Source organism: Streptomyces niveiscabiei (assembly GCF_001419795.1).
GTDB lineage: Bacteria > Actinomycetota > Actinomycetes > Streptomycetales > Streptomycetaceae > Streptomyces > Streptomyces niveiscabiei.
The window spans coordinates 1-21,149 of the sequence record NZ_LIRL01000606.1 but is presented as its reverse complement, the minus strand read 5'-3'; the positions used below and the strand labels follow the sequence as shown (position 1 = coordinate 21,149).

The 21,149-nt window shown below is 69.0% G+C and carries 20 protein-coding genes, 1 tRNA gene and 1 pseudogene; 17 read left to right on the top strand and 5 right to left on the bottom strand.

The features are described 5' to 3' along the window. Positions 1-107: 107 nt before the first annotated feature. Positions 108-695 carry a hypothetical protein gene (locus AOK24_RS49815; RefSeq protein ID WP_133258301.1) on the bottom strand — a complete coding sequence of 196 codons (588 nt, stop codon included), beginning with the start codon at positions 693-695 and terminating at the stop codon, positions 108-110. A 348-nt stretch (positions 696-1,043) separates the two neighbouring features. On the opposite strand from AOK24_RS49815, the gene AOK24_RS27785 reads away from it, so the two are divergent. Together AOK24_RS27785 and AOK24_RS27780 are read left to right on the top strand one after the other, a co-directional pair. Continuing rightward, on the top strand, positions 1,044-1,310 hold the full coding sequence (locus AOK24_RS27785; RefSeq protein ID WP_055722794.1) for a ribbon-helix-helix domain-containing protein: 267 nt from the start codon (positions 1,044-1,046) through the stop codon (positions 1,308-1,310). Further along, the gene (locus AOK24_RS27780) at positions 1,307-1,750 is read left to right on the top strand and encodes a PIN domain-containing protein (RefSeq protein ID WP_055722791.1); all 444 of its coding nucleotides are present in this window, start codon (positions 1,307-1,309) and stop codon (positions 1,748-1,750) included. Before AOK24_RS27785 ends, AOK24_RS27780 begins: the two co-directional genes overlap by 4 nt. Before the next feature lie 183 nt (positions 1,751-1,933). On the opposite strand, the gene AOK24_RS27775 is transcribed toward AOK24_RS27780, so the two are convergent. Further along, positions 1,934-2,004 (bottom strand) — tRNA-Gly (locus tag AOK24_RS27775). A gap of 277 nt (positions 2,005-2,281) precedes the next feature. On the opposite strand from AOK24_RS27775, the gene AOK24_RS51225 reads away from it, so the two are divergent. The 8 genes and pseudogenes from AOK24_RS51225 to AOK24_RS27740 all read left to right on the top strand — a co-directional run bounded on the left by AOK24_RS51225 (position 2,282) and on the right by AOK24_RS27740 (position 8,308). After that, positions 2,282-2,467, top strand: coding sequence for a hypothetical protein (locus AOK24_RS51225; RefSeq protein WP_079057021.1), 186 nt, complete (start codon positions 2,282-2,284; stop codon positions 2,465-2,467). A gap of 73 nt (positions 2,468-2,540) precedes the next feature. Then, positions 2,541-3,116: a dCTP deaminase gene (gene dcd, locus AOK24_RS27770; RefSeq protein WP_055722790.1), complete on the top strand. Its 576-nt coding sequence runs from the start codon at positions 2,541-2,543 to the stop codon at positions 3,114-3,116. Positions 3,117-3,126: 10 nt separating this feature from the next. Next, a complete protein-coding gene (locus AOK24_RS27765; protein ID WP_055722789.1) occupies positions 3,127-3,630 on the top strand; it encodes a phosphoribosyltransferase in 504 nt (167 codons plus the stop codon). A 632-nt stretch (positions 3,631-4,262) separates the two neighbouring features. Beyond that, on the top strand, positions 4,263-4,484 hold the full coding sequence (locus AOK24_RS27760) for a hypothetical protein (protein ID WP_055722788.1): 222 nt from the start codon (positions 4,263-4,265) through the stop codon (positions 4,482-4,484). 770 nt (positions 4,485-5,254) lie between these two features. Continuing rightward, positions 5,255-5,458, top strand: a complete 204-nt coding sequence (locus AOK24_RS27755; protein WP_010351538.1) for a cold-shock protein — start codon at positions 5,255-5,257, stop codon at positions 5,456-5,458. Between the two features lie 170 nt (positions 5,459-5,628). Further along, positions 5,629-7,081: pseudogene (locus AOK24_RS27750) on the top strand (DEAD/DEAH box helicase). A gap of 73 nt (positions 7,082-7,154) precedes the next feature. Next, complete coding sequence (locus AOK24_RS27745; protein ID WP_240001375.1) at positions 7,155-7,433, top strand: CBS domain-containing protein; 279 nt, start codon at positions 7,155-7,157, stop codon at positions 7,431-7,433. A 524-nt stretch (positions 7,434-7,957) separates the two neighbouring features. Continuing rightward, complete coding sequence (locus AOK24_RS27740; protein WP_055722787.1) at positions 7,958-8,308, top strand: helix-turn-helix domain-containing protein; 351 nt, start codon at positions 7,958-7,960, stop codon at positions 8,306-8,308. 27 nt (positions 8,309-8,335) lie between these two features. Here the strand turns inward: AOK24_RS27740 and AOK24_RS27735 are convergent, their stop codons facing one another. Continuing rightward, positions 8,336-9,406, bottom strand: a complete 1,071-nt coding sequence (locus AOK24_RS27735) for a saccharopine dehydrogenase family protein (RefSeq protein ID WP_055722786.1) — start codon at positions 9,404-9,406, stop codon at positions 8,336-8,338. A 99-nt stretch (positions 9,407-9,505) separates the two neighbouring features. On the opposite strand from AOK24_RS27735, the gene AOK24_RS27730 reads away from it, so the two are divergent. Beyond that, positions 9,506-10,465 (top strand): helix-turn-helix domain-containing protein, encoded by a 960-nt coding sequence (locus AOK24_RS27730; RefSeq protein WP_055722785.1) that lies wholly within the window; start codon positions 9,506-9,508, stop codon positions 10,463-10,465. A gap of 85 nt (positions 10,466-10,550) precedes the next feature. Here AOK24_RS27730 and AOK24_RS27725 read toward each other — a convergent pair whose 3' ends face one another. Both AOK24_RS27725 and AOK24_RS27720 read right to left on the bottom strand, forming a co-directional pair. Then, positions 10,551-11,654: a Yip1 family protein gene (locus AOK24_RS27725; protein ID WP_055722784.1), complete on the bottom strand. Its 1,104-nt coding sequence runs from the start codon at positions 11,652-11,654 to the stop codon at positions 10,551-10,553. Between the two features lie 151 nt (positions 11,655-11,805). Beyond that, positions 11,806-14,088, bottom strand: a complete 2,283-nt coding sequence (locus AOK24_RS27720) for a (Fe-S)-binding protein (protein ID WP_055722783.1) — start codon at positions 14,086-14,088, stop codon at positions 11,806-11,808. Between the two features lie 227 nt (positions 14,089-14,315). Between AOK24_RS27720 and AOK24_RS27715 the strand changes: the two genes are divergently transcribed. From AOK24_RS27715 to AOK24_RS27690, 6 genes are all read left to right on the top strand, one after another. Continuing rightward, positions 14,316-15,530 (top strand): MraY family glycosyltransferase, encoded by a 1,215-nt coding sequence (locus AOK24_RS27715; protein WP_055722782.1) that lies wholly within the window; start codon positions 14,316-14,318, stop codon positions 15,528-15,530. Positions 15,531-15,625: 95 nt separating this feature from the next. Further along, positions 15,626-17,464 carry a molecular chaperone DnaK gene (dnaK, locus tag AOK24_RS27710; protein ID WP_055722781.1) on the top strand — a complete coding sequence of 613 codons (1,839 nt, stop codon included), beginning with the start codon at positions 15,626-15,628 and terminating at the stop codon, positions 17,462-17,464. Continuing rightward, positions 17,461-18,093, top strand: a complete 633-nt coding sequence (grpE, locus tag AOK24_RS27705) for a nucleotide exchange factor GrpE (RefSeq protein WP_055722780.1) — start codon at positions 17,461-17,463, stop codon at positions 18,091-18,093. The genes dnaK and grpE overlap by 4 nt, the downstream gene beginning before the upstream one ends. Positions 18,094-18,126: 33 nt before the next feature. Next, entirely contained in the window at positions 18,127-19,305 is a 1,179-nt protein-coding gene (gene dnaJ, locus AOK24_RS27700) for a molecular chaperone DnaJ (RefSeq protein WP_055722779.1), read from the top strand. A gap of 5 nt (positions 19,306-19,310) precedes the next feature. Next, on the top strand, positions 19,311-19,757 hold the full coding sequence (locus AOK24_RS27695) for a heat shock protein transcriptional repressor HspR (RefSeq protein ID WP_055722792.1): 447 nt from the start codon (positions 19,311-19,313) through the stop codon (positions 19,755-19,757). Positions 19,758-20,030: 273 nt separating this feature from the next. After that, positions 20,031-21,134 carry a sugar ABC transporter substrate-binding protein gene (locus tag AOK24_RS27690; RefSeq protein ID WP_055722778.1) on the top strand — a complete coding sequence of 368 codons (1,104 nt, stop codon included), beginning with the start codon at positions 20,031-20,033 and terminating at the stop codon, positions 21,132-21,134. The last annotated feature ends 15 nt before the right edge of the window (positions 21,135-21,149 follow it).

Sequence of the window (21,149 nt, the reverse complement as noted above, 5' to 3'; positions counted from 1 at the left end):
ACCTCCTAGGCACTCTCGAAGAAGCGATCTGCCAACGACCGGGGGGCCACGGACTACTACCTAGGCTCGATCTTTCGGGAGGGGCCGCCGACGGAGTCGGCGGCCCATCACGAAAGATCGAGGCTAGGTAGTAGTCGGTGGCCCCCCGGTCGTTGGCAGATCGCTTCTTCGAGAGTTCCTAGGAGGTTCGACGCGGCCTCGTCGATCTCCTTGCTGATCTGTCGTATTCCGCTTGAAGTGAAGCCCATGACGACAGCGCCCCGACGTGGTCGACTCCTAGCGAAGTAGTAAGTCGGCTCACCAAATGCTTGCCCTCGTGGGTACGTTGCCTTGCCCAACGACGTATCCGTCGGACTCAACACTCCGTGAATCAGTTGATTGCGTAGCTGGTTAACGGAGCGGGCTTCATCTATGGCGCTGGCAAACGCCGCTATCACAATGGCCCCAGGAGGCCACGAAGCACGCCATGCCGCCCAGTCTCTAGAGATCGCCTTTGCGTCCTCGAGCATCTGATCGAGAGACCGGCCTTCGAAGATTACCCAGCTCGATTCATGACCGCTGACCACCTGCCTCAACACTTCGCGCACAGTTCTTTCGAGTAATGCGCTAGAACAGGCCACTTGACCAACGGCGGCGTAGATATCGGCCGGGATATTAACTTCATCCGTGTCCACAAGCGGGATGGGTTCACTCATGACCGTCGAGTCTGTCAGGCCAACCGCACACGCACATGTGGTTTACGCTCCTGCCGGAGTGGACGCGTAGAGGGGGGCCTAGCCCGGTCGACATCCTGGCGCCGCCGCTGCCCACGCTGAGCCTCGCCGCATGTGGTCCGATCGAGGAACGCACTGCACGAGTGGAGACACGCACACTCACCCCGGGCACACCGACACGGAAACCGAACCCCGTGACGTACCCCTTTCCCCAGGATCAGTCTGGCACCCGAAAGGGGCGTGTGAGGTCGGCTCGGCTGGGGCCTCAGCAACACGACATGGGGAGGTGTGCCGGATACATCAACCCGGTACATGGACTACCATTGGTACATGTCCATGAAACGCACGAACGTCTACGCGGACCCCGAGGACCTGGCGATCATCAAGGAGGCCGCCAAGCGCCGGGGGATAAGCGAGGCCGAGATCATCCGCCAGGGCATCCACCTTGCGGCCATGGCGAACCGGGTCTGGGACGAGCCGCTGTTCTCACGCACCTTCGAGGGGCCGGGGCGCACGTTGTCCAAGTCGGAGGTCCGCGACACGGTCGCCGAGGCCGTCCGGCGTGAGACCAGCTCGGGTTCCGGATCCGCCGCGTGATCATTGTCATCGCCGATACGTCCGGCCTTCTGGCAGCCCTGGACTCGGCTCATCCGGAACACCGGGCGGCGAACGAGGCGATCATGGCCGCCGGCCTGTTGGTCATGTCCCCGCTCCTGCTGGCCGAACTGGATCACGTCGCCACGCGCGAGCTCGGCAGGGAGGCTGCCCTCGGCGCGGTCGACGACCTACGGCGCTGGATGAGCCGGGGGCGTGTCGTCATGCCGGAGATCACGAAGGACCACCTGGGCGCCGCCCAGTCTGTCCGTGTCCGCTACCGCGCGCTGGACCTCGACCTCGCCGACGCGGTGAACGTGGCACTCGCCGCCGACTACGACACGGACGCGATCCTCACCCTGGACCGACGCGACTTCCGGGCGCTACGCCCGCTGGGCCGTCACAAGGCGTTCCGGGTACTCCCCGACGACCTCCCACTCTGACGCAGGACCCTCGGCGGTCAAGCGCCCGCTCCCACAAGGGGCTTGTGCACCGCCCGCGACGAAGTACGTGCGGGCATCTGCATGAAGGTGCGTGCCCAATCTCGGCGTACACGGACACCTGCAAGCGTGGCGACAGCTCCCCAACAAACAAGCCCCAGGCCGCTGACCTGGGGCTTCAAGAAGAGCGGGTGACGAGAATCGAACTCGCGCTCTCAGCTTGGGAAGCTGATGTTCTACCATTAAACTACACCCGCACAAATTCGCCCCGGAGAGATCCGGCGGGCGACTGCCGTCACTCTACCTCATCGGGGGAGGCCGGTGTCGGGAGTGGGGTGGTGGAGGGGTGGTGAGGGCGGTGGATCCGGGTGCGTGGCAAGGGAGTTGGGGCGTACGGTGGAGACCCGGAAGAGGAGCCGAGGAGTGCGGAGCGGCGCCTGGAGGCTCGTCCCTTTCATCCCGTAATGTGACGCCCGTCGTCACGGCACCCCGCCAGAGGTGACGCGGTTCTTGGGGAAGGGATTCCAGGACTTGATGGAGCGCACCGTCGTCCGATGTGCCGATGGGCACGTGTTCAGCACCGCTTCGTTCCCGATGCAGCAGGCCGACCGGCTCGGCCCCGGCCGGCTCGTCCGATGTCCCCGCTGCGCGCGGTTGCGCAGCGCGGTACCGGTCACGGGACAGAAGCCGGTAGCGCAGAAGCGGGTAGCTCAGAGGTAGTACCCGGGTAGTACCCCGACGCGTGGAGCCGTCCGATTGGGGCGACTCCGCGCGTCTTGCGTATCCTCGGGACGTGCTTCTCTCAGACAAGGACATCCGGGCCGAGATCGACGCCGGACGGGTACGGATCGATCCCTACGACGAATCCATGGTGCAGCCGTCCAGCATCGACGTACGACTCGACCGGTTCTTCCGGGTGTTCGAGAATCACCGGTACCCCCACATCGACCCCTCGGTCGAACAGGCGGACCTGACGAGGCTCGTAGAGCCTGAGGGTGACGAGCCGTTCATCCTCCACCCGGGGGAGTTCGTCCTCGCCTCCACCTACGAGGTGATCAGTCTCCCGGACGACCTGGCCTCCCGCCTGGAGGGCAAGTCCTCCCTCGGCCGCCTCGGCCTCGTCACCCACTCCACCGCGGGTTTCATCGACCCCGGTTTCAGCGGCCACGTCACCCTCGAACTCTCCAACCTCGCCACGCTCCCCATCAAGCTGTGGCCGGGCATGAAGATCGGCCAGCTGTGCATGTTCCGCCTCAGCTCACCCGCCGAGTTCCCGTACGGCAGCGAGCGGTACGGCTCCCGCTACCAGGGACAGCGCGGCCCGACCGCCTCGCGCTCCTTCCGTAACTTCCATCGCACCCAGGTATGAGGCGGGCGGTATGACCGACGTACGAGAGAACCTCACCTACGACCGTTTCGGCGCCGCCGTCCGCGAACTCGCGCAGACCATCGCCGACGACGGGTACGAGCCGGACATCGTCCTGTCCATCGCCCGCGGCGGTGTCTTCGTCGCCGGCGGTCTGGCGTACGCGCTCGACTGCAAGAACATCCACCTGGTGAACGTCGAGTTCTACACCGGCGTGGGCACGACCCTCGACATGCCGGTCATGCTGGCCCCCGTCCCGAACGTCATCGACTTCTCCGACAAGAAGGTCCTGATCACGGACGACGTCGCCGACACCGGCAAGACCCTCAAACTCGTCCACGACTTCTGCCTCGACACGGTCGCCGAGGTCCGCAGCGCCGTCATCTACGAGAAGTCCCACTCCCTCGTGAAGTGCGACTACGTCTGGAAGCGCACGGACGACTCGGTCTGGATCAACTTCCCGTGGTCCGTGGAGCCGCCGGTGGTCCGGCATCACACCACCGTCCTGGACGCATAAGACCAGTTCACAGCCTTTGGCCCTCTCTCCGAGTCGGGGCTTCCGCGTGACCGACCACATTGCGGCCCGACGACTCGGGCCGAAACGCTGGACGGCAGTACAGGCGTGGCCTCGCGGCCGAACCAGTTACTCGGATGCGGCTGGTCAGTGGTGACCACGAGCGTCATGCCAGGGGTCTCCGCATGCTCGACCGCGAACGTGCACGGCGACCAGGCCAAGCTCTGGAGATACGTCGGCCTGCCCCGCAGCCGCCAGAGGCAGGCCGTGCCGTCGACAACGATCCGTCGTGATCCCTTGCCCGCACCGGGCGTAGCTTGACCGTTCCGAACGAGACGGTGCGAGCAGGCGATCAGCTGATCCAACCGCCGCCGCCAAGCCGCGGCTATCGATCCGCAGGCTGTGTGTGGATCGGCGTCGGCGGCCTCCTCGTCGTGGCCGGCTGGCGGTGGCTGAGGTTTGTGCCCCGACCGTGCCGGATGCAGAGATCAGCCACGGTCGGCGAAGGAGTCTTCGGCTGCTTTTTGCCTCGCTACGTCTCGAAACCGCAGGTCAGTGTCGCGACGCGGTTGCTCTCGTGCGGATCTGTGCCGACGACCACAGCGAGCGGGACGCGCGTAGGCTCATACTGAGTCATGACAAAGCCCGCTGCACCGAAGCGTCACTTGCCTACCAGCCCCTTCAAGCCCCCGGGCACACCGGCTCCCAAGCACTTCGCCGAGGGCGATCAGGTCACCCATGACGTGTACGGCCTCGGCCGGGTCATCAGCGTCGAGGACCGTATCGCGGTGCTGGTGGATTTCGGCTCGACGCAAATGCGGATCTTGAGCCCGTACGCCAAGATGACCAAGCTGTAGGACCACCGTGCCCGGTCGCGGCACTCCAGGCCCCATCGGGGACCTGCAACGAAAGAGAGACCTCTCATCGATTCAACGTCGCTGTTCTCCGCTCCGGAAAAGCAACCCCGCTGCTCCACCGCGGCGTCGCCTCCTCCGACGACAAACCCCTTCCAGGCCCCGGACTTCGAGGGAGACGAGGTCTTCCTGCTCGACGATGCGCAGGATCCCGCCCCGGGCATGCGTACGGCGCGCCGCAAGGCGGCTTAGCTCCACGAACGACGGCGACTTCGGCAGTCGGCCGCGGGGTGTCTCCGGTTCCGTCTCGTTCAGCTCCGTTCGCGGTCGTTCGGACGAGACCTGAAGTCGTCCCCACGCCAGTGGCCGTCCGCCCAAGACCCCACCGACACGCCCTGTGCGAGGGATGTGACCTTCGACGCGGCCGAGGTGCTCGCCGCTGTGCCGGCGGCCGGCGGCGGTGGCCGCGGTGAACAGGCCGTTGGAGGAGGTCACAGGGCTGTGGGCGGATACGCGGGACAGAAAGGGGCACGCTCGCAGCGAGCAATATCTGTTCCCGTGGAATGAGAAATAGCCGCGGGGCGCGGGGACTATTCCTCGATCGTCGGCCGGATCGGAATTATTGACCCTTCAGGGCCGATCGGACCGTGCTACTGTCGATCTCAGTTGCAGGTGTGGTTGCCAGAAGGTTTATTCCCGACGGGTTAATCAGCACGGCGACACGGAGTTCACGCAGGGTGAATTCCTGACACCGTCTCCGAAGGAGAATAGATATGTCTACTGGCACCGTGAAGTGGTTCAACGCGGAAAAGGGCTTCGGCTTCATCGAGCAGGACGGCGGCGGCCCCGACGTCTTCGCCCACTACTCGAACATCGCCGCCCAGGGCTTCCGTGAGCTGCTGGAAGGCCAGAAGGTGTCGTTCGACATCGCGCAGGGCCAGAAGGGCCCGACGGCCGAGAACATCGTTCCCGCCTGACCTCCGGCACGCATTCTTCGCAGCTGGGGCCCGCACCTTGGGGTGCGGGCCCCAGCTCGTTGCATTTCAGGGCACATCCCCTGTCGTACTGGCTCGTTCTCGCAATTCTCCGCGCCGCTCACCTGCTGCGGAACCTTCCTTGATACGCGCCGCATCAAGGAAGGTTCCGCATGAATCGCACGCGCACAACCACGCGTACCCGTGGCCGCTCCAGTGTTCCGCACCGGTCCAAGGCCCACGGAAACCGGCAGGCCGTACAGGGCGAGTTCGCGCCGCCGAAGACGGTCACGCCGGCGCTCCCCGCCGTCGAGGCGTTCGCCGAACTCGCGATGCCCGCGCGGCTGTTGGCCACGCTGGGCCACGAGGGCGTGACCGTACCGTTCCCGATCCAGGCGGCGACCCTGCCGAACTCCCTGGCCGGTCGGGACGTACTCGGCCGGGGCCGTACCGGCTCGGGGAAGACCCTCGCTTTCGGCCTCGCCGTGCTGGCCCGTACGGCGGGGCGGCGGGCCGAGCCGCGGCAGCCGCTGGCGCTCGTCCTCGTGCCCACCCGTGAGCTGGCGCAGCAGGTCGCCGACGCGCTCGCGCCGTACGTCCGGTCCGTGAGCCTGCGGCTGGCCACCGTCGTCGGCGGGATGTCCATCGGCAGGCGGGCCGGTGCGCTGCGGGCCGGGGCCGAGGTGGTCGTCGCGACGCCCGGGCGGCTCAAGGACCTCATCGACCGGGGCGACTGCCGGCTGGACGAGGTCGCCGTCACGGTCCTCGACGAGGCCGACCAGATGGCCGACATGGGCTTCATGCCCCAGGTCACCGCCCTGCTCGACCAGGTATGTCCCGACGGGCAGCGGATGCTTCTCGGCCACCCTGGACCGCAACGTCGACCGGTTGGTGCGGAACTACCTGCACGACCCGGTCGTCCACTCCGTCGACCCGTCGGCGGGCGCGGTCACCACGATGGAGCACCACGTCCTCCATGTGCACGACGAGGACAAGCACCGGACGACCACCGAGATCGCGGCGCGGGACGGCCGGGTGATCATGTTCCTCGACACCAAGCACGCGGTGGACCGGCTGACCAAGCACCTGCTGAGCAGCGGTGTCCGTGCCGCGGCCCTGCACGGCGGCAAGTCCCAGCCGCAGCGCACGCGGACGCTGGCCCAGTTCAAGAGCGGGCAGGTGACGGTGCTGGTGGCGACGAACGTCGCGGCGCGCGGGATCCACGTCGACAACCTCGACCTGGTCGTCAACGTCGATCCGCCCACCGACCACAAGGACTACCTGCACCGCGGTGGTCGTACGGCGCGGGCCGGCGAGTCCGGCAGTGTCGTCACCCTGGTGACCCGTGACCAGCGTCGCGAGGTGAGCCGGCTGATGGCTTCGGCGGGCATCACCCCCCGGTTCACCCAAGTGCGGTCGGGTGAGGCGGAGTTGAGTCGGATCACCGGTGCGCAGGCCCCTTCCGGTGTCCCGGTCGTCATCGCCGCGCCGGAGGTGGAACGACCGCGCGGCGCGTCCTCCTCGTCCCGGGGTCGTCGTGGGCGCCGGGGTCAGGGCGGCCGGCCCGGCGGCGAAGCGGTGCCCCGCAGGGCGCAGCGGCGGACCGGGTTCGGCTCGGCTGCCTAGAGCTGTGCCGGCCGTGCGATGGGCGACCCGCGCCCCCACATCACAGGCCCACCCCTTTCTCGTAGGAGGCACCTTGACGCCGGTCCGGACGCAGCACGATGTTCCCTCCCTCAAGGCCGTGGTCGACGGCAGGGCCTGGTCCGGGCCTCGGGTCTGTGACGACATGACCGTCGAGGTGGCTCTGTCCCTCATGGCCGGTGCCCGTGTCGATCACCTCGTCCTGTGCGACGGGGACGAGCAGAGCACGGGCCTGATCACCCGGGCCCGGCTCGCCGTCCTCCGCGACAGCCCCGCCTACACGGACCGGCTCCGGCTGCGGGACGTCCTCGCCCACGCCCGCCTGGTGAGGTGAAGACCCCGCCACCAGAAGCCCGGTGAGGGCCCTGCCGACGCGCGTCGGCAGGGCCCTCACCGTCGTATCGCCACCGCCCACGCACTTCTTCCACCCGATGCCGCGGGATCCAGGATGCCTGTGATCTCTGGACGCCAAAATCTGCTCTTGTCACAGTAGACATTTGCTTCCGGCGTGGCTAGTCTTCTTCTCGTAGACACGGTCGAGAGAGACCCGGCAGACATGAACTGCCGGGTAGCAGTACCCCTTCACCCAGTAAGTGGTTCAGAGGAAGAACGGAGGAGCAGACGCCATCAGGATCGCCCGGCCCGACACGTTCTCGGTCCGGGTGCCGCAAGACCCCGGATTGGATGGTGGTCCCCGGTCACGGAGTTGCGATCCCCGCACCCCTCCCCTTGCCGGGCCGGGAAGCGGAAACAGAAGGCCGGCGCAGTATGAGGGCCGGCGGATGGTGTTGAATTCCCCTCGGGGCCCTGGTGCCGTACGGCATCGGGGCCCCTCGACGCGTTGCACAACGAGGTGACATGGCAGCAGATAATCCGCTCGGCGATCGTCTGGACGACGACGACTACCCCGCGTACACCATGGGCCGGGCCGCCGAAATGCTCGGCACCACCCCCGCGTTCCTCCGGGCCATCGGCGAGGCCCGGCTGATCACTCCGCTGCGCTCGGAGGGCGGACATCGCCGGTACTCCCGCTACCAGCTGCGGATCGCCGCTCGCGCCCGCGAACTGGTCGACAGAGGAACCCCGATCGACGCCGCTTGCCGCATCGTCATCCTTGAGGACCAGCTGGAGGAAGCCCAGCGGATCAACGCCGAGTACCGCCGTGCCGCGAACGCGGCGTCCGACACCTCCGGTCCCGGTCCGGGCTGACCGCGTACGACCCCGCCGTACGACCGCTCACCGCGCGGTCTGCTCCCGGTGCGGTTCGAAGGTGATGTGCGGGGACAGCGCGCGCAGGAAGTCGGGCGCGTCGAAGGCTTCGCCGGCGGAGGCGACACCGACCGTGCGGGTCCGGCCGGTGAGGATGCGGTGGACCGCCTCCACCGCGAGCGGCGCGCTGACCGCGTAGATGTCCCTGCCGCTCGCCACGGCGCGCCGTTCGGTGGCGCCGGAGCGTACGACGGCGTCGACGAGGAAGGTCTGGTCGGACCGCCCCTGCGCGTCGGCCGCGGTCGGCGCCGGGGTGTCCGGGGCGGAGAGGTCCCTGGCCGCTTCGCTCGCCATGTGGGTGCGCACCTCGGGGACGGCGAGGTGGCGGGGGACGGTGACCACGTCGGCCATCGTGAACTCCGCGACGACCTCCCGGGGGCCCAGCGGGTCGGGGAAGGGCCACTTCAGGAGGGTCGGCGCGTCGTCGTGGTACTCCAGGCGCCCGCCTGTGTAGCGGACCCGCCGGCCGCCCCGGCGCTCGCCGGAGACCGCGCCCGCGGCGCGCGTCCCGGGGGTGGGGTGCCAGCTGCTCAGGCCGTACGCGATGTCCGCCTCGTCGGCCGCCGTCCAGTCGCCCATCGCGGCGGTGGCCAGCAGGTCGCCGAGGCCGCCGTAGAAGGCCATCGCGGGGACGACCACGACGCCCGCCGCGCGGGCGCGGTCCGCGAAGTGGGTGAACGTGTCGAGGTTCGCCTCGATCTCGGCCGCCACGTCGACGTACGGGATCCCGGCGCGCAGGGCCGCCTCGATCACGGGCGCGGCGGTCACCGCGAAGGGCCCGGCGCAGTTGATCACGGCGTCGGCGCCGGCCAGGGCGCGGTCGAGCGAGGCGGGGTCGTCGACCGACGCGGGCCGGACCTCCAGGCCCGACGCGGGCCCGACCTCCAGGCCCGGGGCGGACGCCGCCAGTGCCCGCAGCTTGCCGGCGTCGCGGCCGGAGAGGACCGGGACGAACCCGCGCTCCCGCAGCCGCGCCACCACGAAGCGTCCGGTGTGCCCGTACGCGCCGAACACCGTCACCGTCTGTCCCTGTCCCATGGGTCCCCCCGTGCTCGCTCGATCTGGTACGACCATCCTGGCGAGGCGGGTGGCCTCCGCGTGAGTGTCCGGAACGACGTGCCCCGTACACTTTCGGACATGGGTACCGTCGTCGCGCTGGCCGTCACCAAGGGGATGCTGCCCTTCGAACTGTCCCTGGCGTACGAGGTGTTCGGCGCCGCTCCGGCGGGCGTGACCGTGCCCTGGTACGACGTCGAGGTGTGCGGGTCGGACGCCGTGCGGCTCGGCCGGTTCCGGCTGGAGCCCGACCAGGGGCTCGACCGGCTCCGGTACGCCGACACCGTGATCGTCCCCGGCTGGGCGGACACCGAGGAGGAACCGCCCGCCGAACTCGTCCGCGCGGTGCGTACGGCCCACGAGGCGGGCGCGCGCGTGGCCTCCCTGTGCACGGGCGCCTTCGTGCTGGCCGCCGCCGGCCTGCTCGACGGCAGACGGGCGACCACGCACTGGGCGCACACGGACGCCCTGGCCGCTCTCCACCCACGGGTGGAGGTCGATCCGGACGTGCTCTACGTGGACAACGGCACCGTGCTCACCTCCGCGGGCAAGGCCGCCGCGCTGGACCTGTGCCTGCACCTGGTCCGCCTCGACCACGGCGCGTCCGTCGCCAACGCCGTCGCCCGCCGCCTGGTCGTGCCGCCGCACCGGGCGGGCGGCCAGGCGCAGTTCGTGGCCGCTCCGGTGCCCGCCCGGGACGACCATCCGCTCGGCGCGCTGATCCCCTGGGCGATCGAACGCCTCGGCGAACCCCTCACCGTGGAGGACCTGGCCCGGCAGGCCGGGATGAGCTCGCGCCAGCTGGGCCGCCGGTTCAGGGCGGCGACCGGCACCACCCCGTTGCAGTGGCTGCTGACCCAACGGATCCGCCGCGCCCAGGAGTTGCTGGAGACCACCGACGACGTCGTCGACGTCATCGCGACGGCCACCGGCATGGGCACCGCCACGACGCTGCGCCGGCACTTCAACCGTACGGTCGGCGTACCCCCGGACACCTACCGCCGTACCTTCCGCTCACAGCGCGACGACGCGGACGCCTGAGGTACTACCCGGGTACGACCACGAAGGGCCCGGCGTCGCGACGACGCCGGGCCCTGCCATACCCGTAGTACCTCGGGGGCACCCCTCAGAACGTGCCCAGCTTCACGATCGACAGCAACGCCACCAACTGGATCGCCGACGCGCCCAGCGCCTTCGGCCACGGCAGATCGTGGGACTTGCTCACCATCAGCGTGAGCAGCGCACCCGCCGCGATCCACGTCGCCCAGCCGAGCAGCTGGACGAAGGACGCGTCGCCGCCGAAGAACATGGCGACGATCAGGCGGGGCGCGTCCGTGAGGGACATGATCAGCATGGAGAGGCCGACCGTGGGCTGCCAGGCACCGTCGCCGCCGAGCTGGCGGGCCAGCGTATGGGTGACGACGCCGAGGACGAAGGACGAGATCACCATGGCGACGGCCGTCGTCAGGACGATCGGGATCGCGTTCGCGAGCGTCGCGTCGATCGCGTCCTTGCGCGCCCCGTCGAAGCCGAAGACGGCGAGCAGGCCGTAGAGGAAGGTGACGATGAGGGCCGGGACCCACATCGTGTAGTCCCGCATGACGAGGAAGGTCTGGTTCGGGGCGGTGACGATGCCCTTCAGCAGCTCCTTCCAGGGCAGCCGGGGCCCGACCGGACCGGCCGGCGCGGAGCCCGCGTGGTACGTCCCGCCCTGGTTGTACTGCTGGTGCTCGTCGACCGAGAACGCCTGCGTGTGCCCGGGGTTGTTCGCGGCGTACGGGTCGTACGGGGCGCCCTGCGGCTGACCGTGCGGCGCCTGCCCCGGCCCCTGCCCGGGACCCTGTCCGGGACCCTGGGGGTACCCCCCGCCGGCCCCGCCGCCGAAGTACTCCGGCTCCTCCGAGCCGCCTCTGCCGCCGCCCTGCCGGCCGCCACCGGGCCCGCCGTACGGCCGCTGCTGCTGCGGGTACGACGGCTGCGGCGGATACCCGTAGGACGGGCCGCCCTGGCCGTAGGAGGGTGCACCCTGCCCGTACGTGGGGCCCTGGGTGCCGTACGACGGTCCCTGCTGCCCGTGCGGGGGGTGTTGCGGTCGCGCTTGCGGGGCGCGGTCGTCCCGGCCGCCGCGTCCGATCCTGAATCCAGCCACGCCTTCGAACGTACCTGGTCCCGGAGAGTGAGGAGGGTGAGCGGACGGATACCGGACCCCATTGCGGCCGACCTGTGACATCCCGTAGGGGGCCGACCCCTAGTACCCGTACGCCTCAAGTACGAGGCGGCGCCCACCCCTTACGACAACGCCCCCCACCGCCACGACAGCGCCCCCCACCTCCGCGGAAGGAGGCGAGGGGCGCCCGCGTAGCCGTACTAGTACCCGGGAGCTACTTCACCGGCTCCGGCTCCGGCGCGTTCTCCGTCTCCGTGTCGCCCGCCGGGTCCACCGGCGTCTTCACGGACTCCAGCAGGAGCTGGGCGACGTCCACGACCGTGATCGACTCCTTCGCCTTGCCCTCGTTCTTCTTGCCGTTGACCGAGTCGGTCAGCATGACGAGGCAGAAGGGGCAGGCGGTCGAGACGATGTCGGGGTTCAGCGAAAGAGCCTCGTCGACGCGCTCGTTGTTGATGCGCTTGCCGATCCGCTCCTCCATCCACATCCGCGCGCCACCGGCACCGCAGCAGAAGCCGCGCTCCTTGTGCCGGTGCATCTCCTCGTTGCGCAGCCCGGGGACGTTCGCGATGATCTCGCGCGGCGGCGTGTAGATCTTGTTGTGCCGCCCGAGGTAGCAGGGGTCGTGGTACGTGATGATCCCCTCGACCGGCGTCACCGGCACCAACTTGCCCTCGTCGACGAGGAGTTGCAGCAGCTGTGTGTGGTGGACGACCTCGTAGTCGCCGCCGAGCTGCGGGTACTCGTTGCCGATGGTGTTGAGGCAGTGCGGGCAGGTCGCGACGATCTTCTTCGCGGACTTCGGCTTCCTGGACTCCGGCGTGACCTTGCCGTCGTCGTCCATCTCCTCGCCGAACGCCATGTTGAGCGCCATGACGTTCTCCATGCCGAGCTCCTGGAACAGCGGCTCGTTGCCGAGGCGCCGCGCCGAGTCGCCCGTGCACTTCTCGTCGCCGCCCATGATCGCGAACTTGACGCCCGCGATGTGCAGCAGCTCGGCGAAGGCCTTGGTCGTCTTCTTCGCGCGGTCCTCCAGGGAGCCCGCGCAGCCGACCCAGTACAGGTACTCGACCTCGGAGAGGTCCTCGATGTCCTTGCCGACGACCGGGACCTCGAAGTCCAGCTCCTTCAGCCACTCCAGGCGCTGCTTCTTGGCGAGCCCCCAGGGGTTGCCCTTCTTCTCCAGGTTCTTGAGCATCGTGCCCGCCTCGGAGGGGAAGGCCGACTCGATCATCACCTGGTAGCGGCGCATGTCGACGATGTGGTCGACATGCTCGATGTCCACCGGGCACTGTTCGACGCATGCCCCGCAGGTAGTACAGGACCACAGGACGTCGGGGTCGATGACACCGTTCTCTTCGGCGGTCCCGATCAACGGCCGCTCGGCCTCCGCGAGCGCGGCGGCGGGCACCGACGCGAGCTGCTCCTCGGACGCCTTCTCCTCGCCCTCCGCCGTCTTGCCGCCGCCCGCGAGCAGGTACGGCGCCTTGGCGTGCGCGTGGTCGCGCAGGGACATGATCAGCAGCTTGGGGGAGAGCGGCTTGCCGGTGTTCCAGGCGGGGCACTGCGACTGGCAGCGACCGCACTCCGTGCAGGTGGAGAAGTCCAGCAGGCCCTTCCACGAGAACTGCTCGACCTGCGAGACGCCGAACACGTCGTCGTCGCCCGGGTCGGTGAAGTCGATCGGCTTCCCGCCGGACGTCATCGGCAGCAGCGCGCCGAGCGCCGTGCCGCCCTTCGCGTCGCGCTTGAACCAGATGTTCGGGAACGCGAGGAAGCGGTGCCAGGCGACACCCATGTCGGTCTTGAGAGCTACGGTGATCATCCAGATGAAGGACGTCGCGATCTTCAGGCCGGCGAAGAAGTAGGTGAGGTTCTGGAGGGTGGAGAGGTCCATCCCCTCCAGCCACGACACCACCGGGTACGAGATGAAGAACGACGCCTCGTAGCTGTCGACGTGGTGCTGGGCACCCTCCAGCGCGTGCAGCATGAAGATGCAGACGCCGACGATCAGGATGACCGTCTCGACGAAGTACGCCTGGCCGACGTTGGACCCGGCGAAGCGGGACTTGCGGCCCGGCTTGTCCGGCCGGCTCAGCTGGCGGACGACGATCAGGACCAGGATGCCGAGCACGGTCATCGTGCCGATGAACTCGACGAAGACGTTGTACGGCGCCCACTCGCCGATCACCGGCAGCAGCCAGTCGGCCTGGAAGAGCTGGCCGACGGCGTTGACGATCGTCAGCAGCAGCGAGAAGAAGCCGACGGCGACGAACCAGTGCGCGACGCCGACGATGCCCCAGCGGTTCATCCGCGTGTGGCCGAGGAACTCCCTGACGACGGTCAGGGTGCGCTGCGCGGGCTCGTCGGTGCGGGTGCCGGCCGGCACGTTCTGGCCGAGGCGCATGAAGTTGTAGATCTGGAGCAGCGCGCGCGCGAACAGGGCCACGCCGACCACGATCAGGACCAGCGACACGATGATCGCGGCGAGTTGCATGGGGGCTCCTCGGGCCTGCGAGAAGAAGATCGGAGTTACTAAGCGGTAACTTATTCAGTCCGTCTGAGGGTACCCCGTATTCCCCGTCGCACTGTAGCCGGGCGCGGAGTGATCTGAATCGCTGAGGGTTGCCTCAGGGCGGGTGGTAGAGGGCTTCCGGGTATGACCGGATCGTTCAGTTCATGTCATTCGTACTGAATTGCTACCTTTATGACTAATTTGTAACCGTGCTCTACGGAATCGCCGCCGCCACCGCCGCGCTCGCGCTGGCCGCCCTCCTGGCCGCCCTGCTCCGTGTCCCCGCGCTGCGCGTGGGGCTGGTCGAGCGGCGGCAGCGGCTGCGAAGGGTGCCGCTGTCCGGCGGGCCCGCCGTGGTGGCGGCGACCTGCGGGGTCGCGGCGCTCGGCGACCGCACCGGCCTCGCCCCCCTCGGCCCCGGCACGGGCGTCCTGCTCGTCGCGGCCGGTGCCGTCGCCCTGCTCGGGCTCGCCGCCGACCTGTGGCGCCTCAAGACCCGCTTCCTGGTGCTCGGTACGACCGTTTCGGCGGCGTTCGTGATCCCTTATGACGTGATCGGCGTCCCTGGGGGCGTCGTTTCGGTCGGGTGGGTCGTTCTCGTCGCCCTCGCCTTCCGCAGCCTCGACCACGCGGACGGCGTCGCCGGGACGGTCGGCGTCGTCACCGCCTTCGGCGCCGGGGCGTGTGCCGCCGCCGAGGTCATGGACGGGCCCGCCGTCCTGCTGAGCGTCCTCGCGGCGGCCCTGACCGGCTTCCTGATGCACAACTGGCCGCACGCGCGCGTGGGGCTCGGTACGTCCGGTGCGCTGTTCGCCGGGTTCCTGCCGGCCGCGGTCGCCGTGCGCGCGTGCGCGGAACGCGGGCCGCTCACCGGCGCGGGCGCGCTGTTCGCGCTGACGGCGGTCGCGACCCTGGACGTCGTCCTCGTCGCCCTCTCGCGCAGGCGCGCGGGACGGCCGCTGCTGCGACCGGCGCCGGACCACCTCGCGCACCGGCTGCGCCGCATCGGCGTCACCGACCGGGGGGCGCTCGTCCTGATCGGCGCGGCGGCCTTCGGCGGGGTCCTGGTCGGGGTGCTCGTGCACGCGGGCTGGACGGGCGCCCCGGCGGCGCTGTGGGTGGCGGCCGTCGCGGCGGCGGCTGTGGCGGGGCTCCTGCGCGTGCGCGTGTACGGGGTGCGGCCGAGGCGTACGGGGGAGACGCTGGGGAGGCGGCCCGGCGTACGGCGCGCCCGGAGCGCGCCCGGCGACGCGGACGCGCGGCGCCTCGCCCTCGTCCGCCGACTCACCCCCGTACAGCGGCTCCTGAACCGCCGTCGGAAGGTCCCGCAGGTCCCGGGGGTCACTCCTGGAGCGCATGTTCAGGCGCCCAGGAAGCCGGAGTCGTCGCAGGTCAGGGCTGGCATGCGTGTAAGGAACGGATAAGAGTTGAGTCGGTGTGACTCAGCTCTGTTGACTCCGCTGTGCGGGTGATGCACACTTGAGCCTGTTCCACTCAAGTCAGCTGGAGGAAGATCACCATGGCACGTGCGGTCGGCATCGACCTGGGCACGACTAACTCCGTCGTCAGCGTTCTTGAAGGCGGCGAGCCCACCGTCATCACCAACGCAGAGGGCGCCAGGACCACGCCGTCCGTCGTCGCCTTCGCGAAGAACGGCGAGGTCCTCGTCGGTGAGGTGGCCAAGCGCCAGGCCGTCACCAACGTCGACCGGACCATCCGCTCCGTGAAGCGCCACATGGGCACGGACTGGAAGATCCAGCTCGACGGCAAGGACTTCAACCCGCAGCAGATCTCCGCGTTCATCCTCCAGAAGCTGAAGCGGGACGCGGAGGCGTACCTGGGCGAGAAGGTGACCGACGCGGTCATCACCGTCCCGGCGTACTTCAACGACTCGGAGCGCCAGGCCACCAAGGAGGCCGGCGAGATCGCGGGCCTGAACGTCCTGCGCATCGTCAACGAGCCGACGGCCGCCGCGCTCGCGTACGGCCTCGACAAGGACGAGCAGGTCATCCTGGTCTTCGACCTCGGTGGCGGCACGTTCGACGTCTCGCTGCTGGAGATCGGCGACGGCGTCGTCGAGGTGAAGGCCACCAACGGCGACAATCACCTCGGTGGTGACGACTGGGACCAGCGCGTCGTCGACTACCTGGTGCAGCAGTTCAAGTCGGGCCACGGCGTGGACCTCGGCAAGGACAAGATGGCCCTCCAGCGCCTGCGCGAGGCCGCCGAGAAGGCCAAGATCGAGCTGTCCTCGTCCTCCGAGACGTCGATCAACCTGCCGTACATCACCGCCTCCGCCGAGGGCCCCCTGCACCTCGACGAGAAGCTGACCCGCGCGCAGTTCCAGCAGCTCACCGCGGACCTCCTGGAGCGCTGCAAGACGCCGTTCCACAACGTCATCAAGGACGCCGGCATCTCGCTCAGCGAGATCGACCACGTCGTCCTGGTCGGTGGCTCCACGCGTATGCCGGCCGTCGCCGAGCTCGTCAAGGAGCTGACCGGCGGCAAGGACGCCAACAAGGGCGTCAACCCGGACGAGGTCGTCGCGATCGGCGCCTCCCTCCAGGCCGGTGTCCTCAAGGGCGAGGTCAAGGACGTCCTGCTGCTCGACGTCACCCCGCTGTCCCTCGGCATCGAGACCAAGGGCGGCATCATGACGAAGCTCATCGAGCGCAACACCACGATCCCGACCAAGCGCTCCGAGATCTTCACCACCGCCGAGGACAACCAGCCCTCCGTGCAGATCCAGGTCTACCAGGGCGAGCGCGAGATCGCGGCGTACAACAAGAAGCTCGGGATGTTCGAGCTGACCGGCCTGCCGCCCGCCCCGCGCGGTGTCCCGCAGATCGAGGTCTCCTTCGACATCGACGCCAACGGCATCATGCACGTGACCGCGAAGGACCTCGGCACGGGCAAGGAGCAGAAGATGACCGTCACCGGCGGCTCCTCGCTGCCGAAGGACGAGGTCGACCGCATGCGCCAGGAGGCCGAGCAGTACGCGGACGAGGACCACAAGCGCCGCGAGGCCGCCGAGGCCCGCAACCAGGGCGAGCAGCTCGTCTACCAGACCGAGAAGTTCCTCAAGGACAACGAGGACAAGGTCCCCGGCGAGATCAAGACCGAGGTCGAGGCGTCGATCACCGAGCTGAAGGAGAAGCTCAAGGGCGACGACACCGCCGAGATCCGCACCGCCACCGAGAAGGTCGCGGCGGTCTCCCAGAAGCTCGGCCAGGCCATGTACGCGGACGCGCAGGCCGCCCAGGGCGAAGCCGGCCCGGCCGGTGACGCCAAGGCCGACGACGACGTCGTGGACGCCGAGATCGTCGACGACGAGAAGCCCAAGGGTGGTGCCGCGTGACGGAGGAGACCCCGGGCTTCGAGGAGAAGCCCGACGTCCCCTCCGGCGCCGACGACGCCGAGCCGAAGGCCGCCCCCGAGAAGGAGGCGGCCCCGGCCGGGGACGCGAACCAGACAGCCGGTCTGGTGGCAGAACTGGACCAGGTGCGGACCGCCCTCGGCGAGCGCACCGCCGACCTCCAGCGCCTCCAGGCCGAGTACCAGAACTACCGTCGCCGCGTGGAGCGGGACCGCGTCGCGGTCAAGGAGATCGCCGTGGCGAACCTCCTGACCGAGCTGCTGCCGGTCCTCGACGACATCGGCCGCGCGCGGGAGCACGGCGAACTGCTCGGCGGGTTCAAGTCCGTCGCGGAGTCGCTGGAGACCACCGCGGCCAAGATGGGTCTCACGCAGTTCGGCAAGGAGGGCGAGCCCTTCGACCCGACGATCCACGAGGCGCTGATGCACAGCTACGCGCCGGACGTCACGGAGACGACGTGCGTGGCGATTCTCCAGCCGGGGTATCGGATCGGCGAGCGCACCATCCGCCCCGCGCGGGTGGCCGTCGCCGAACCGCAGCCCGGCGCGCAGACGGTCAAGGCCGAGGACGAGGCCGGCGACGAGAAGGACAACGGCCCTGAGGAGGGCTGACCCGGACGACGAGCGGAAGGGGGTGCGTCGGGGATGAGCACCAAGGACTTCATCGAGAAGGACTTCTACAAGGTCCTCGGCGTCCCCAAGGACGCCACCGAGGCCGAGATCAAGAAGGCGTACCGCAAGCTCGCGCGCGAGTTCCACCCGGACGCCAACAAGGGCAACGCCAAGGCCGAGGAGCGCTTCAAGGAGATCTCCGAGGCGAACGACGTCCTCGGCGACCCCAAGAAGCGCAAGGAGTACGACGAGGCGCGCGCCCTCTTCGGCAGCGGCGGCTTCCGCCCGGGCCCGGGCGCGGGCGGCGGCTCGTTCAACTTCGACCTGGGCGACCTCTTCGGAGGGGGCGCGGGCGGCGGCGGCTCCCAAGGCGGCTTCGGCGGCGGCATCGGGGACGTCTTCGGGGGCCTGTTCAACCGGGGCGGCACGACCGCGGGCCGTACCCAGCCCCGGCGCGGGCAGGACATCGACACCGAGGTGACCCTCAGCTTCACCGAGGCCATCGAGGGGGCGACGGTCCCGCTGCGCATGACCTCCCAGGCCGCCTGCAAGGCGTGCTCGGGCACCGGCGACAAGAACGGCACGCCGCGCGTGTGCCCGACCTGCGTCGGCACCGGGCAGGTCGCGCGCGGCTCGGGCGGCGGCTTCTCGCTCACCGACCCGTGCCCCGACTGCAAGGGGCGCGGCCTGATCGCCGAGCAGCCCTGCGAGGACTGCCACGGCAGCGGCCGGGCCAAGTCCTCGCGGACGATGCAGGTCCGCATCCCCGCGGGGGTGACGGACGGGCAGCGGATCCGGCTGCGCGGCAAGGGCGGCCCGGGCGAGCGGGGCGGCGCCGCCGGTGACCTCTACGTCGTCGTCCACGTCGGAAGTCATCCCGTCTTCGGGCGCAAGGACGACAATCTGACGGTGACCGTGCCGGTCACGTTCGCGGAGGCGGCGCTCGGCGGGGAGATCAAGGTGCCCACCCTGGGCGGGCCCGCGCTCACCCTGAAGCTGCCTCCGGGCACGCCCAACGGGCGCACCATGCGTGCGCGCGGGAAGGGCGCGGTCCGCAAGGACGGCACCCGCGGGGACCTGTTGGTCACCGTCGAGGTGAGTGTCCCGAAGGACGTGACGGGGAAGGCTCGTGACGCACTGGAGGCGTATCGCGAGGCGACCGCGGGCGAGGACCCGCGGGAGGAGCTGTTCGAGGCCGCGAAGGGAGCATGAGAGTGATGGACGGCCGCCGGCGCAACCCGTACGAACTGACCGAGGAGACCCCGGTCTACGTCATCTCGGTGGCGGCCCAGCTCTCCGGTCTGCACCCGCAGACCCTGCGGCAGTACGACCGTCTCGGCCTGGTCTCCCCGGACCGCACGGCCGGGCGGGGCCGCCGCTACTCGGCCCGCGACATCGAACTCCTGCGCACCGTGCAGGCGTTGTCGCAGGACGAGGGCATCAACCTGGCCGGCATCAAGCGGATCATCGAGCTGGAGAACCAGGTCGCCGCGCTCCAGTCCCGGGTCGCGGAGCTGGAGTCGGCGCTGGACGGCGCCGCCGCGGCGATGCAGCAGCGCGAGGCCGCGGTGCACGCGTCGTACCGGCGCGACCTGGTGCCGTACCAGGAGGTGCAGCAGACCAGCGCGTTGGTGGTCTGGCGGCCGAAGAAGCCCAAGGACTGAGATCGGTCATCTCGGGCGAAAAGCCGTGAAAGGGCTCGGAGTTCATGACTCCGGGCCCTTTCGGGCTTTTCAAGTGGTGGGTGTGTGAAGGGAGTTGGGGAAGACTGGGAACCCGTCTCCATGTGTTGTCGTTGCTTGAGCGCAGTGTGATGTTGCTATCTCGTTAAGTGATTCTTCTTGACTCTGCGGGAGCGGGCCGCGTTGGCTTTCAGCACCTGGGTCCAAGCAGTCGCCGTACCCACGTCCGGAACGTCACCTGAAGTGAGCCCCCGCATGCGTCGTATCGCCATATCCGTCATCGCTTCGACGATGACCCTCTCGCTCGCCGGATGCGGGATGCTGAACGCGACGGGGGACACGGCCGATGCGACCCCGACGAAGGGCAACGACCTCACGGTCGGCGTGCTCATGCCGGAGAAGACCAACACCCGGTACGAGCAGTTCGACTACCCGATCATCAAGCAGCGGGTCGCCGAGCTCACGAACAAGCAGGGCAAGACGATCTACGAGAACGCGGCGGCCAAGGCGGCGACGCAGGTCCAGCAGATGGAGAAGATGATCAGCGACAAGGTGGACCTGATCCTCCTCGACGCGGTCGACTCCAAGAGCATCGCCACCACGGTCCAGAAGGCCAAGGACGCCGGCATCCCGGTCATCGCCTACGACCGGCTCGCCGAGGGGCCCATCGACGCGTACGTCTCCTTCGACAACGAGCTCGTCGGGCAGGTGCAGGGGCGCACCCTCGTCGAGACGATCAACAACGCGAGCACCGCCGACAAGATCGTCATGATCAACGGCTCGCCGACCGACCCCAACGCCGCGCAGTTCAAGGCGGGCGCGCTCTCCGAGATCGACGGGCGGGTGACCGTCGCGGCCACCTACGACACCGACGCGTGGAGCCCGACCCTCGCGCAGTCCGAGATGGCGCAGGCGATCCAGAAGATCGGCAAGAACAACATCGCGGGGGTGTACTCCGCGAACGACGCGATGGCCGGGGGCGCGCTGAAGGCGCTCGAAGCGGCGGGGGTCACCGATCTGCCGCCGATCACCGGGCAGGACGCCGAACTGCCCGCCGTGCAGCGGATCATCACCGGCAAGCAGTTCATGAGCGTCTACAAGCCCTACCCGCAGATGGCCGCCGCCGCCGCGGAGATGGCCGTCGCCAAGATCCAGGGCAAGGACATCAAGTTCGACTCGCTGACCCGGGACCGGGTGGACAGCCCCACCAACAAGAAGATCCCGGCGCAGCTGGTGACCGTGGTCGCGCTGACCAAGAGCAATGTGAAGCAGACGGTGGTGGCGGACGGGATCTACACGGTCTCGCAGATCTGCACGCCGAAGTTCGAGGCGGCTTGCGAGGCGGTCAACCTCAAGTAGGGGGACCGGGGGTAC

Bases quoted from the DNA above. Each gene is read 5' to 3' on its own strand.
- AOK24_RS49815 (WP_133258301.1), bottom strand. From the start codon at position 695: ATGAGTGAACCCATCCCGCTTGTGGACACGGATGAAGTTAATATCCCG.
- AOK24_RS27785 (WP_055722794.1), top strand. From the start codon at position 1,044: ATGTCCATGAAACGCACGAACGTCTACGCGGACCCCGAGGACCTGGCG.
- AOK24_RS51225 (WP_079057021.1), top strand. From the start codon at position 2,282: ATGGAGCGCACCGTCGTCCGATGTGCCGATGGGCACGTGTTCAGCACC.
- AOK24_RS27765 (WP_055722789.1), top strand. From the start codon at position 3,127: ATGACCGACGTACGAGAGAACCTCACCTACGACCGTTTCGGCGCCGCC.
- AOK24_RS27760 (WP_055722788.1), top strand. From the start codon at position 4,263: ATGACAAAGCCCGCTGCACCGAAGCGTCACTTGCCTACCAGCCCCTTC.
- AOK24_RS27755 (WP_010351538.1), top strand. From the start codon at position 5,255: ATGTCTACTGGCACCGTGAAGTGGTTCAACGCGGAAAAGGGCTTCGGC.
- AOK24_RS27740 (WP_055722787.1), top strand. From the start codon at position 7,958: ATGGCAGCAGATAATCCGCTCGGCGATCGTCTGGACGACGACGACTAC.
- AOK24_RS27735 (WP_055722786.1), bottom strand. From the start codon at position 9,406: ATGGGACAGGGACAGACGGTGACGGTGTTCGGCGCGTACGGGCACACC.
- AOK24_RS27730 (WP_055722785.1), top strand. From the start codon at position 9,506: ATGGGTACCGTCGTCGCGCTGGCCGTCACCAAGGGGATGCTGCCCTTC.
- AOK24_RS27725 (WP_055722784.1), bottom strand. From the start codon at position 11,654: ATGTCACAGGTCGGCCGCAATGGGGTCCGGTATCCGTCCGCTCACCCT.
- AOK24_RS27720 (WP_055722783.1), bottom strand. From the start codon at position 14,088: ATGCAACTCGCCGCGATCATCGTGTCGCTGGTCCTGATCGTGGTCGGC.
- dnaK (WP_055722781.1), top strand. From the start codon at position 15,626: ATGGCACGTGCGGTCGGCATCGACCTGGGCACGACTAACTCCGTCGTC.
- dnaJ (WP_055722779.1), top strand. From the start codon at position 18,127: ATGAGCACCAAGGACTTCATCGAGAAGGACTTCTACAAGGTCCTCGGC.
- AOK24_RS27695 (WP_055722792.1), top strand. From the start codon at position 19,311: ATGGACGGCCGCCGGCGCAACCCGTACGAACTGACCGAGGAGACCCCG.
- AOK24_RS27690 (WP_055722778.1), top strand. From the start codon at position 20,031: ATGCGTCGTATCGCCATATCCGTCATCGCTTCGACGATGACCCTCTCG.